Source organism: Pseudomonas lalkuanensis, assembly GCF_008807375.1.
GTDB lineage: Bacteria > Pseudomonadota > Gammaproteobacteria > Pseudomonadales > Pseudomonadaceae > Metapseudomonas > Metapseudomonas lalkuanensis.
The window spans coordinates 4,152,909-4,165,255 of record NZ_CP043311.1 but is presented as its reverse complement, the minus strand read 5'-3'; the positions used below and the strand labels follow the sequence as shown (position 1 = coordinate 4,165,255).

Below are 12,347 nucleotides of genomic sequence, written 5' to 3'. Positions count from 1 at the left end.
ATTTCGCCCCTACGGAAAACTACCCCGCCGATTTCACCGCCGCCGGCACCGCCGCGGGCTTGAGCACCAGCCACAGCGCCAGGGCGATCAGCACGCCGCCTTGCAGGTGCGCCATCGATACGGACTCCCCGAGCAGCAGCACGCCCCAGAACACGCCGAAGGGCGGTATCAGGAAGGTCACGGTCATGGTTTTCACCGGGCCGATGTTGGCGATCAGGCGGAAGTAGAGGATGTAGGCGAACGACGTGCAGAGAAAACCCAGCGCCGCCAGGGCCAGCCAGGTGCCAGGTTGCAGCAGGGGCTCCAGTGGCATGCGCGGGGCATCCCAGGCGAACACCGGCACCAGGCACAGGGTGGCGCCGATCTGGCAACCCAGCGCCACCATGCCGCTGTCCATGCCGCCGGCCTCGGTGATCCAGCGCTTGGTCATGAACCCGGCGAAGCCGTAGCAGGTGGTGGCCACCAGGCAGGCCGCTGCGCCCCAGAGCAATTGCGCGTCGAAGGCCACCGGCCCGGTGCGGGTCAGCACGGCAACGCCCGCCAGCCCCAGCAGCACGCCAGCTGCCTTGGTGCCGGTGAGTTTTTCGGCGAAGAACAACGCGCCGATCAGAACCCCCATCAGCGGCGTGGTGGCATTGAAGATGGCCGAGTAGCCGGCCGGCAGCACCTTGGCTGCCAAGGCATACATGGCCGCCGGAACCCCGGAACTGACGATGCCGATCACCCATGTCTTGCCCAGCTTGCCGCGAAAATCCCAGTCGCTGCGCAGCACGGCGAGGAGCACGGCCAGGCCGATGGCCGACAGCAGAACCCGCAGGAAGGCCGTGGGCAGCGCGCCGATTTCCGGCACCAGCATGCGGATGAACAGAAAGCTGGCGCCCCAGATGGCGGCAAGGCTCAGCAGGCGAACGAGGTCGGCGGGTTTCATGGCGGGCTCCGGGCAGTGGAGCCGGCACGATGCGCCGCCCGGGAAGGCGGCGCAATCTACAACTTGCTTTCAAATTGGCGGAACAGTTTTCGGTGCGCGGATTGAGTTTCTGTGGGGGCGAATTCATTCGCGAAGGGACGCGCAGCGGCCCCGGCCGGATTACGGCAGGTCTTCGACCTGCATCGCGAATGAATTCGCCCCCACAACAGCAACAGCTATCAGAAACTCTTGCTCACACTCGCCACCCAGGTCGCCGTGCAGACGTCGGTGAACCCATAGTTGCTGGTGCATTCGGCTTCGGAGAGGTCGGTATCGATGTAGGACAGGCCCCAGGTGACGCCCACGAAGTCGCGAGTCAGCTTGGCCTGCCACTCGTGGTAGCTGTCAGTGCTGTCGCCATTGGTGGACCAGAACATCGGGTCCTTGAAGTCCATCCGTCCGTAGCGCAGTTCCAGGCCGACCTCCATGGGCAGGCGGGTCTCGTAGCCGACGTAGGTGTAGAGCGCGTCCTGGTCTTCGCCGAACACGGTGGAGGCGTCATTGGAGTAGTAGGCCGCCAGTTGGAATCCAAAGGCACCGAGGATGGCGTAGACCTCGCTCTGGTTGAACTGGCTTTCCTTCGGATAGCTGTACTTGATGTAGCCGAGGTCCAGGTTCACCTCGTCGGAGGCCTGCCAGTACCAGCCGGCGTAGTAGTCCACTTCCTGGCGGGTCTTGAGGCCGAAGCCGTAATCCACGTTCGAGGTCCAGGCCCCGGCGTAGAGGCCGCTGCTGTGCAGCAGGGTGGCGCCAGCCTGGGCAGCGGGATCGTTCTGGGTCTGGGAAATGCCTCGGGTGCGGTAGTCGCTGGCGAGGTTCAGGTCGATCTGCAGGGCGAAGTCGTCATTCAGTTGCACGGCCTGGCAGGCGAGCGGGGCCAGGGTGAGGGCGAGGAGCGTGATGCGGCGCATGGTGTTTCCCGTTGTTGTGATTGTTATGGCAGATGCGGGCAAGGCTCCGCCCGGCCCCCGGCATTGCGGCGGGAGCGGGGCGTGGAGCGAGAGGAACCGGGTGACTAGAGCGGGGTGCTGAAGACCTCGCGGCCAGCGAAGTAGGTCTTGAGGACGCGGGTTTCCGCCAGATCCTTGTCGGCGACGCTGAGCACGTCGCGGTCGAGGATGATGAAGTCGGCCTGCTTGCCGGGAGTGAGGGAACCGATCCGCTGTTCCAGTCCGATGGTGCGGGCGGCGTTCAGGGTGTAGGCCTGGAGCATGGTTTCGCGGTCGATGCGCTCGTCGGCATTGAGCACGCCTTTCGGGCCTTCGCGGCTGATGGCCTGGTGGATCGCCTGCCAGGGGTTGGGCGAGGAAACCGGCCAGTCACTGGCGCCGGCGATGGTTGCGCCCTGCTGCAACAGCGAGTGGGCCGGGTATTGGTAGCGGAAGGCGAAGGCGCTGACGTAGGGCTTGACCATATCCAGGGTGTACTCGTCCCCAGAGGCCCAGAGCAGCTGCATGGAGGCGATCACGTCCAGCGGCTTGAAGCGGGCGAACTCCTTCGGATTCACCAGTTGCAGGTGAGTGATGGAGTGGGCGATGCCGCTCTGGCGATCCTTGCGCGCCTGCTCGATGCCGTTGAGCGAATCACGCACCGCGCGGTCACCGATGGCGTGGATGTGCACCAGCCAGCCTCGTGCGTCGGCCGCGCTCACCAGCTCGCCGAAATGCGCCGGGTCGATCAGCAGTTCGCCGCGTTTCTGCGAGTTGTTGTACGGGTCGATCAGCGCCGCGCTCTGCGCCGGGTATTCCAGTACGCCGTCAGCGAAGACCTTGATGCCGGGCAGGGTCAGGTTGGGGATGCCCTGGAAGCGCTGGCGCACCTTGTCCAGGGTGTCCAGGTCGGCCGGGCGGCTCTTCGGATTGGCCACCAGCAGCGCGGCGACGTGGGCGCTCAGCTCGCCCTTGTCGGCCAGCGCCTTGTAGGCCGGCAGCACGCCGACGGACTTCTCGGTGGGCTTGAGCGCGAAGATCGCTTCGCCTGGCGCGGCGTTGGCGGCCGGGTCCATCCAGGCGGTGATGCCCTGGCTGTTGTTGTATTTCACCGCGGCCTCGCCGGCGCGCAGCAGCTCCTCGGGGCTGACTGGCGGCATGGCGGAAGCGATGCGGTCCCAGCCGGCATCCACCACGAAACCGTTGGGTTTGCCGTCCTTGCTGGTGCCCACGGTGCCCTTTTCGGCTTCCGGCAGGGAGGCGACCAGCGCGGCATTCACCCCGGCGCGGTCGAGCATGGCCTGGTTGGCCCAGCCGGTGTGGTGGTCGCTGCCCATGAACACCACCGGCACCTTCGCCCACTCACCGTTGTTGAAGATGCGCCCCAGTTCCTCGGCCTTGCTCCAGTAGGTGGAGCTCACGCCGGCGACGCTCAGTATGTCGCCATGGCGGGCCGTGCCGTCGTCGCGCCAGCCACGCAGGCGTTTTTCCAGATCCGCCAGGGCCACGTTCTCCTCGCTGTCGAGGTTGGCCGAGGTCATTTCCAGGCCGCCGAAGATGGCATGGGAGTGGGTATCGATCAGCCCCGGCAGAAGGCGCTTGCCCGCCAGGTCGATGACCTGGGTGGACGCGTCGGCGAGGGCCTTGATTTCGGCGTCGGTGCCCACCTTCAGCACCTTGCCGTCTTCTACCGCCATGGCTTGTGCCGAGGGTTGCGAAGGATCGGCGGTGTACAGCTTGCCGTTGAGCAGCACCAGGTCAGCGGCCGCCATGGAGTCCATCGAGGAAAAAGCCAGCGCCATGGCCAGCAGGGTGGGCGTGAAGCCTTTCATGGGAAATCCCCTTGTTTTTATTGATCTGGCAGCGAGACTAGCGACTGACCCGGGCTGGCAGAACGCCCGAAACGTGCAAAACCTTTTTTCCGGAATGGCAAAACCCATGGATAAGCTCGGCGCCATCAGCATGTTCGTCGCCACGGCGGATCACGGCAGTTTCAGCCGTGCCGCCGAGCGACTGGGCAAGACCCCTTCGGCCCTGACCAAGGCCGTCAGCCATCTGGAAGATGACCTCGGCGTGCTGCTGTTCGAGCGCAGTACCCGGCGCACGGTGCTGACCGAGGCCGGACGGGTCTATCTGGAAACTGCCCGGCAGGTTCTGCAACGTTTGCAGGATGTTGGAGAGGAGGTGAGCCAGTTGCAGTACGGCCTGCATGGCAGCCTGCGGCTCACGGCGCCGCTGGCCTTCGGGAGGGCCTTTCTCGATGAGGTGTGCGTCGGCTTTCTCGCCGAGTACCCGCAGATCCGCCTGCGGGTGGACCTGTCCGATGATTTCGTCGATCTGGTGGAGTCCGGCTACGACCTGGCGTTGCGGGAGGGCCGCAGCGACCAGCCGGGGATGATCGCCAGGGTGGTCGGGAGCAATCGCCTGGCTCTGTTCGCCAGCCCGGCCTACCTTGCCCGCAACCCCCTGCCGGTGACGCCGGAAACCCTCGACCAGCACGACTGGCTGCTCTACTACCACGCTGCCCTGGACCGCACCTGGTGGTGGGTGGAGCGCGACGGCCAGCGCCTGAGTCTGCCCAGGCCGCCGACGCCACGCTTGGGCAGTGACAACCACGACCTGCTGATGGCCAGCGCCCTGGCTGGTGTCGGCCTCTACCACGTGCCGCTGTGGAGTGCTGCCCCCTACCTGACCGATGGCCGGCTGGTGCGCCTGATGGCCGACTACGAGATCGACCCCGACGCCTTCGGGCCGCAGATCCTCGCCGTCTACCCCAGCCACCGCCGCGCCACCGGCAAGGTGCTGGCGTTCATCGACTATCTGGCCGGTTTTCTTGCGGAGCGCGGGTTGGCGTGAAGGATGGGTGCTGATTGTCTGTGGGGGAGAATTCATTCGCTAAGGAGCACGCAGTGCTCCCTCAGCCGCTGAGGGGCAGACCTTCGGCCTGCATAGCGAATGAATTCGCCCCCACAATAGAGCCAGTCCGAGGGGCGAAGGTTGGGATTTGCGCAGGGTGGATCGCGCTTTACCGATCCACCATTGGAGCCAAGGCAGCCCCCTAGAAACGCTTGCTCACGCTCGCCACCCAGGTCGAGTTGCACACATCGGTGAAGCCGTAGTAGCTCGCGCATTCCGACTCGGAGAGGTCGGTATCGATGTAGGCGAGGCCCCAGGTGACGCCAACGAAGTCCCGGGTCAGCTTGGCTTCCCACTCGTGGTAGGCGTCGGAACTTTCGCCCCGGGCGGACCAGAACAGCGGGTCCTTGAAGTCGTTGCGCCCGTAACGCAGCTTCAGGCCCACGTCCAGGGGGAGGGTGTCCTCGTAGCTGACGTAGCTGTAGAAGGTGTCCTGCTTCTCACCGATCAGGTTCTTCGCGTCGTTGGAGTACTGGGCCCCAAGCCTGAAGCCGTAGGCGCCGAGGATGGCGTAGGCCTCGCTCTGGTTGAACTGGCCTTCCTTCGGGTAGCTGTACTTGATGTAGCCGAGATCCAGGTTCACCTCGTCGGTGGCCTGCCAGTACCAGCCGGCGTAGTAGTCCACTTCCTGGCGGGTCTTGAGGCCGAAGCCGAAGTCCACGTTCGAGGTCCATACCCCGACATAAAGGCCGCTGCTATGCAGCAGGGTTGCGCTGGCCTGGGCCGCCGGGTCGTTCTGGGTCTGGGAGATGCCTCGGGTGCGGTAGTCGCTGAGCAGGGCGAGATCGACCTGCAGGGAAAAGTCGTCGTTCAGTTCAATGGCCTGGCAGGCCAGCGGAGCCAGGGCGAGCGCAAGGAGGGTGAAGCGGTTCATCGAGGGTTTCCCGTTGTTGTGATTGTTCGGGCAGATGCAGGCAAGGCTCCGCCATCCCCCGCCAACTGGCGGGGGATGGGTGCGGAGCAGGTGGTTATTGGTAGTTAGAGAGCGGCGTTGAAGACTTCGCGGCCGGCGAACCAGGTTTTCAGCACCTGGGTGTCGCGCAGGGCTTCGGGTTCGACCTGGAACACATCGCGGTCCAGCAGGATCAGGTCGGCCTGTTTGCCGGGCGCGAGCGAGCCGATCTGCTTGTCGAGGCCGATGGTGCGTGCGGAGTTGAGGGTATAGGCCTGGAACATGGTCTCGCGGTCGATCTCCTCGTCCGCGTTCAGCACGCCCTTGGGACCCTTGCGGCTGACCGCCTGATAGATGGCTTTCCAGGGTTCGGGGGTGGTCACCGGCCAGTCGCTGGCGCCGGAGATGGTCGCTCCATTCTTCAACAGCGAGCGCGCCGGATACTGGTAATGGAAGGCCATGGCGCTGATGTAGGGTTGCACCAGGTCCAGGCTGAGCTCGTCGGCGCTGGCCCAGTAGAGCTGCATGGAGGCGATCACGCCCAGCGGCTGGAAGCGGGCGAACTCCTTCGGGTTGACCATTTGCAGATGGGTGACCGAGTGGGCGATGCCGCTCTGACGGTCCTTGCGCGCCTGCTCGATGCCGTTCAGGGATTCGCGCACCGCGCGGTCGCCGATGGCATGGACATGCACCAGCCAGCCACGGGCGTCGGCGGCGCTGACCAGTTCACCGAAATGCGCCGGGTCGATCAGCAGCTCACCGCGCTTGTTCGAGTTCTTGTAGGGCTCGAGCATGGCTGCGGTCTGCGCCGGGATTTCCGCCACGCCATCGGCGAAGACCTTGATGCCGGGCAGGGTCAGGTTGGGCACGCCCTGGAACTGCTGGCGTACCTTGTCCAGGGTGTCGAGGTCGGCCGGGCGGCTCTTCGGGTTGGCCACCAGCAGGGCGGCGACATGGGCGGTCAGTTCGCCCTTCTCAGCCAGTGCCTTGTAAGCAGGTAATACGCCCAAGGTCTGGGCGGTGGGCTTGAAGTCGAACAAGGGCTCTCCCGGTGCGGCGTTGGCCGCCGGGTCCATCCACGCGGTGATGCCCAGGCTGAGGTTGTAACGCAGTGCCGAGCGGGCAGCCTTCAACAGTTGCTCGGCGGTGGCCGGCGGCAGTTGCGCCATCACCGGGTCCAGGCCGGCGTCGGCGAGAAAACCATTGGGCTGGCCATCGTCGTGATGACCGATGGTGGCCTGCGCCTCGCCTTTCAGGCCCTTAACCATGGCGGCGTCGACGCCGGCGCGTTTCAACATGGCGCGGTTGGCCCAGCCGGTGTGGTGGTCCCAGCCCATGAAGAAGATCGGCACCTCGGCCCATTCGCCCTGGTTGAAGCGCTGCTCCAGCTCAGCCACCTCGCCCCAGGCGGCCGACGGCATGCCGCTGACGCTGAGCGCATCGCCATGCCGCGCCTTGCCGTTGTCGCGCCACTGGCGCAGGCGCTGCTCCAGTTCCGCCACGGGTACCAGCTGACCGCCAAGGCTGGCCGAATCCAGCTCCAGTCCGCCGAAGATGGCGTGGGAATGGGAGTCGATAAAGCCCGGCATCAGCACCTTGCCGCCGAGGTCGATCACCTGGGTAGCGGATTCCCTGAGTTCCAGCACGTCATCGTTGCTGCCGACGGCGCGGACCTTGCCGTCTTCCACGGCCACGGCCTGTTGCAGGGCCTGGCCGGGTTCGGCGGTGTAGACCTTGGCGTTGTGCAGGATGAGATCGACGGCCGCGAAGCTTTCCATCGAGGAACAAGCCAGCGCGACGGCCAGCAGGGTAGGGGCGAAGGTTTTCATCGGTGATTTCCGGTTCTTGTTGGTCTGCCGGTGAGCCTAACCAAGCCGATGAAGCGACAGAATGCTATGTTCTCGCACAACTTTTGTGCCGATCCGGAATAGATGAATGGACAAGCTCAGCGCGCTCACCATGTTCGTCGCCACCGCCGAGTACGGCAGTTTCAGCCGCGCCGCCGAACAACTCGGCAAGACGCCCTCGGCCTTGACCAAGGCGGTAGGCCATCTGGAAGGCGAGCTGGGCGTGCGGCTGTTCGAACGCACCACCCGGCGCATGGCGCTGACTGAAGCCGGGCATATCTACCTGGAGGGCGCCCGGCAGGCCTTGATGCAATTGCAACTGGCCGGCGAGGAAGTGGACCAGTTGCAACACGAACTGCGCGGAACTCTTCGCCTCACCGCGCCACCGTCCTTCGGCCCGGCCTTCCTGAGCGAGGTGTGCTGCCGCTTCATGAGCGAGCACCCGCAGGTGCGCCTGGAAGTGGACCTCAACGACGCCTTCGTCGACCTGATCGACGGCGGCTACGACCTGGCCCTGCGCGACGGGCCCACCGACTTGCCGGGGCTGATCGCAAGGCCGCTGACGGAGAACCGCATCTACCTGTGCGCCAGTCCCGGTTACCTGGCGCGCAAGGGGGGAGCGGTGACCCTGGAAAACTACCTGCAGCACGACTGGCTGATCTTCCAGCATCCGTTGCTCAACCGGCACTTCTGGTGGCTGCTGCGCGACGGCGAGCGCATACGCTTGCCGCAGCCCGTGCCGAGAATGGCCAGCGACAACTACGACTTCCTGCTCACCTGCCTCCTGGCCGGCCACGGCTTGCAGGTGATGCCGCAATGGAGCGCCGCACCCTACCTGGCCAGCGGCCAACTGGTCCGGGTGATGGCCGACTACGAGCTGGAGCCCGACGCCTTCGGTCCCTGGGTCCATGTCCTCTACCTGGCCCATCGCCGGCGCACGCGCAAGGTGCGGGTATTCATCGAAATGCTGGAGGCCTGCCTGCGGGAGAAGGGGATTGCCTGACGGGCCACCGCGAACATCACCTTGTAGGAGCGTATTCATTCGCGAAGGGCGATGAAGTCGCCCCAGGGACATCCGGCCAGGCCCACGGCCTGTTTCGCGAATGAATTCGCTCCCACAACGCAGCCCCAGCCTTCGGCCGGTGTTTCTTTTTGTCCCGGCCTCTGGCTAAGCTCGCCATTCCCGTTTCCGCAGCCGAGACATCAACATGGCGCAGCAATGGCCGGCCGAAGGCATCGCCCGACTGATCCTCGAAGGTTTCGACGACTACCGTGAGCATTTCCGCCAGATCACCGACGGCGCCCGTGCCCGCTTCGAGGAGGCACAGTGGCAGGCCACGCAACATGCGGCGGCGGAGCGGATCGCTCTCTACGAGATAAAGGTCGGTGAAACCAGCGAACGGCTGCGCGCAGCCTACGCGGTGGATGAATTGCTGGACGTGCAGCTCTGGCCCCTGGTGAAGAGCGCCTACATCGGCCTGATCGACCTGCGCCTGGACGATGAGCTGTCCGAGACCTGGTACAACTCGATCTTCTGCAGTCTGTTCAGCCACGACCTGATCAGCGACGGCTGCATGTTCATCCACACCACCCGGCCTTCGCTGCGCACCCACGAGCGCGCCCCCCAGACCCGCAGCTACCGCCCCGCAGGCCGACTGCATGCGGCGCTCTCGGCGGTGCTCGATGACTTCCGTTTCGATGTGCCCTACGACGACCGCGCCGGCGACCTGGAACGCCTTGAAACCCAGCTGCGCGAAAACCTGCCCGACTGGGTCTGCAAGGACCCGGAGCTGTGCATCGAACTCTTCGCCTCGCCGCTTTACCGCAACAAGGGCGCGTACCTGGTGGGGCGCATCTACACCCGCGACGAGCAATGGCCGCTGGTGCTGCCGTTGCTGCACCGCGAGGGCCGCGGCATCCAGGCCGACGCGGTGATCACCGACGAAGCGGAAGTGTCGATCATCTTCTCCTTCACCCGTTCCTACTTCATGGTGGACGTGGCCGTGCCCGCCGAGTTCGTCGGCTTCCTCAAGCGCATCCTGCCGGGCAAGCACATCGCCGAACTGTACACCTCCATCGGTTTCTACAAGCACGGCAAGTCGGAGTTCTACCGCGCGCTGATCAACCACCTGGCCAACACCGACGACCGCTTCATCATGGCGCCCGGCGTGCGCGGCATGGTGATGAGCGTGTTCACCCTGCCGGGCTTCAACACGGTGTTCAAGATCATCAAGGACCGCTTCGCCCACGCCAAGACGGTGGACCGCAACACCGTGATCGAGAAGTACCGTCTGGTGAAGAACGTCGACCGGGTAGGGCGCATGGCCGATACCCAGGAGTTCGCCGACTTCCGCTTCCCCAGGTCCAAGTTCGACCCGGATTGCCTGGCCGAACTGCTGGAGGTGGCGCCGTCCACCGTGGCCCTGGAGGGCGACGTGGTGCTGATCCGTCACTGCTGGACCGAGCGCCGCATGACGCCGCTGAACATCTACCTGGAAAGCGCCAGCGACGCCCAGGTGCACGAGGCGCTCTACGACTATGGCCTGGCCATCAAGCAACTGGCGGCGGCGAACATTTTCCCCGGCGACATGCTGCTGAAGAACTTCGGCGTCACCCGCCACGGCCGCGTGGTGTTCTACGACTACGACGAGATCTGCTACCTCACCGAGGTGAACTTCCGCGTCATCCCGCCGCCGCGTTACCCGGAGGACGAGATGTCCGCCGAGCCCTGGTATTCGGTGGCGCCCAACGACGTCTTCCCCGAGGAGTTCCCGCGCTTCCTTTTCGCCGACATCGGCCAGCGCCGGCTGTTCGCCAAGCTCCATGGCGAGCTCTATGACGCCGAGTACTGGAAGACCCTGCAGGCCGCCATCCGCTCCGGCAAGGTGATCGACGTCTTCCCCTACAGGCGCCAGGAACGAGAACTCACCGAGGCCATCCAGTAGGCATCATGGTCGAGCACACCTTCTCCCGCGCCACCTGGCTGAACTCGCTGCACATGTCGGCGCTTACCGTGGCGCTGCTGCAGGAGGAGGGCATTGCTGCCTGCGACCTGCTGGCCGGCAGCGGCATCAGCGAACAGGACCTCGCCGAACTGCAGAAACTGGTCAACCCCGAGCAGGAGCAGCAGGTCTACGCCAACGCCGTGCGCCTGGCGCCGCGCCCGGCCGTGGGCCTGGCCCTCGGCCTGCGTACCCGCATCTCCGCCTACGGCCTGCTGGGCTACGCCATGCTGTCGGCGCCCACCTTCGGCGAGGCCCTGCGCGTCGGCCTGAGCTACCCGGTGCTGCTGGGTACCTACTTCCGCCTGGCGCTGGAGCAGGATGGCGACATCGCCTGGCTCACCGCCACCGGCTACAGCGAGGACGAGTCGTTGCGGGCGTTCAATACCGAAGTCTGCCTGGGCTCGCTCAAGGTCACCTTCGCCGACCTGCTGGGGCAGCCGCTGCCGTTGCACGCGGTGCAGGTGGACTATCCCTCCGGCGGCGGCATGGCGCGGCCCTATGCACGCGGATTCGGCTGCCCGGTGAGCTTTGGTGCCAACCGCAGCGCCATCGGTTTCGACGCCGCCTGGCTGACCCGCCGCCTGCCGCTCGCCGACCCGGTGACCCACAAGGAAATGCTCGAACAATGCCGCCGGCAGAACGTCGAGTTCGCCGCCCGTCGCGCCTGGCTGGAACGGGTGCGCGGCCTGCTCGCCGCCCGCCTGGCCGACCCGCCGGGGCTGGAGGAACTGGCGAAGCAGATGAACTGCTCCTCGCGCAGTCTGCGCCGCCACCTGGCCCAGCAGCAGACCAGCTACCAGCAGCTGCTGGACGAACTGCGCTTCACCCGCGCCAAGGAAATGCTCCAGCAGGGCGACATCCCCATCTACCGCATCGCCGAGGCGCTCGGCTTCAGCGAAACCGCCAGCCTGCGTCACGCCTTCCAACGCTGGAGCGGCCAGCCGCCGAGTCATTTCCGGGGGTAGTGGAGGGGATCAGGGGGCGCACTAGTGAGGGGGCGAATTCATGCGCGAAAGGGCAGCGTAACTGAACCAGGACTTCTACGCCGCCCGCCGCACCGCGCGCAGGACGGGAATCACCTCATGGGTCAGCCAGCGGCGCAGGTTGCGGGTTTCCGGGTGATAGACGTGGCGCGGTGTCAGGTCGTGGCTGGCGGACTCGCTGATTAGCATTTCTTCCCCCATCAGCCCCCGTTCGCACTTGAGCAAACCGGTGCGCCATTGGTCCGCGTCGAGGCCGTCGTTCATGTGGACGTTGGCCGAAACGCCCAGCAGGCGACAGGGTTCATGGCCAATGAGGGTGACGCGCGGCAAGCGGCTGTGGCGGAAGACGTGGAGGGTTTCGCAGTAGGTGGTGCCCAGGGTGCAACTCCCTGTCGAACAATGAGGGCCGCCACCTGGAATTCCTGAAGGGGTGGCGGACTGTGCAAGGTTGGAACCACCGGGAAACACAGAAAACCGGCCGGGCGAATGCCCGCCTTGCACCGTCCGCCATAGACGGCCAGAAGCCGAGGGGCGAGGGCCCTTTGGTTCTGCCTATGGGGTAGTACCGGTTTACTGCCGGGGTTCCAGCCCGGGTCGCGACAGAAGCTGCAACGAGGCCGGATGCTGCCCAAGGACTTTGTAGGACGGCAATGCGGTTGGGGGGTCGGACGTTTCGGATTGGTGATGCAATCCTGCAAATGCATCATGAGTGGGTGTTCGGCCAATAATTTTGGCCATTTAGATCCTCTATTGGCCGTCCTCGCCACTGCGCAAACACCCCCGATTGCCCACAGAATCAGCTCACCAA

At 65.2% G+C, this 12,347-nt stretch carries 10 protein-coding genes; 4 read left to right on the top strand and 6 right to left on the bottom strand.

Going from position 1 to position 12,347, the window contains the following annotated elements:
• Nucleotides 1–19 precede the first annotated feature (19 nt).
• From FXN65_RS19350 to FXN65_RS19340, 3 genes are all read right to left on the bottom strand, one after another.
• Complete coding sequence (locus tag FXN65_RS19350; RefSeq protein ID WP_151135424.1) at nucleotides 20–928, bottom strand: DMT family transporter; 909 nt, start codon at nucleotides 926–928, stop codon at nucleotides 20–22.
• Nucleotides 929–1,146: 218 nt separating this feature from the next.
• On the bottom strand, nucleotides 1,147–1,878 hold the full coding sequence (locus FXN65_RS19345; protein WP_151135422.1) for a TorF family putative porin: 732 nt from the start codon (nucleotides 1,876–1,878) through the stop codon (nucleotides 1,147–1,149).
• Nucleotides 1,879–1,982: 104 nt separating this feature from the next.
• A complete protein-coding gene (locus tag FXN65_RS19340) occupies nucleotides 1,983–3,728 on the bottom strand; it encodes an amidohydrolase (RefSeq protein WP_151135420.1) in 1,746 nt (581 codons plus the stop codon).
• A gap of 106 nt (nucleotides 3,729–3,834) precedes the next feature.
• Between FXN65_RS19340 and FXN65_RS19335 the strand changes: the two genes are divergently transcribed.
• Nucleotides 3,835–4,752 carry a LysR family transcriptional regulator gene (locus FXN65_RS19335; protein WP_151135418.1) on the top strand — a complete coding sequence of 306 codons (918 nt, stop codon included), beginning with the start codon at nucleotides 3,835–3,837 and terminating at the stop codon, nucleotides 4,750–4,752.
• A 202-nt stretch (nucleotides 4,753–4,954) separates the two neighbouring features.
• On the opposite strand, the gene FXN65_RS19330 is transcribed toward FXN65_RS19335, so the two are convergent.
• Nucleotides 4,955–5,686, bottom strand: coding sequence for a TorF family putative porin (locus tag FXN65_RS19330; RefSeq protein WP_151135416.1), 732 nt, complete (start codon nucleotides 5,684–5,686; stop codon nucleotides 4,955–4,957).
• A 104-nt stretch (nucleotides 5,687–5,790) separates the two neighbouring features.
• Entirely contained in the window at nucleotides 5,791–7,533 is a 1,743-nt protein-coding gene (locus FXN65_RS19325; protein ID WP_151135414.1) for an amidohydrolase, read from the bottom strand.
• A gap of 106 nt (nucleotides 7,534–7,639) precedes the next feature.
• Here FXN65_RS19325 and FXN65_RS19320 point away from each other — a divergent pair, with 106 nt between their 5' ends.
• The 3 genes from FXN65_RS19320 (at nucleotide 7,640) to FXN65_RS19310 (ending at nucleotide 11,521) form a co-directional block, all read left to right on the top strand.
• Nucleotides 7,640–8,554: a LysR family transcriptional regulator gene (locus tag FXN65_RS19320; protein ID WP_151135412.1), complete on the top strand. Its 915-nt coding sequence runs from the start codon at nucleotides 7,640–7,642 to the stop codon at nucleotides 8,552–8,554.
• Between the two features lie 205 nt (nucleotides 8,555–8,759).
• Nucleotides 8,760–10,496, top strand: a complete 1,737-nt coding sequence (aceK, locus tag FXN65_RS19315) for a bifunctional isocitrate dehydrogenase kinase/phosphatase (RefSeq protein ID WP_151135410.1) — start codon at nucleotides 8,760–8,762, stop codon at nucleotides 10,494–10,496.
• A gap of 5 nt (nucleotides 10,497–10,501) precedes the next feature.
• On the top strand, nucleotides 10,502–11,521 hold the full coding sequence (locus tag FXN65_RS19310) for an AraC family transcriptional regulator (RefSeq protein WP_151135408.1): 1,020 nt from the start codon (nucleotides 10,502–10,504) through the stop codon (nucleotides 11,519–11,521).
• 75 nt (nucleotides 11,522–11,596) lie between these two features.
• Here FXN65_RS19310 and FXN65_RS19305 read toward each other — a convergent pair whose 3' ends face one another.
• Nucleotides 11,597–11,869, bottom strand: a complete 273-nt coding sequence (locus FXN65_RS19305) for a BRO-N domain-containing protein (protein WP_244620685.1) — start codon at nucleotides 11,867–11,869, stop codon at nucleotides 11,597–11,599.
• Nucleotides 11,870–12,347: the final 478 nt, after the last annotated feature.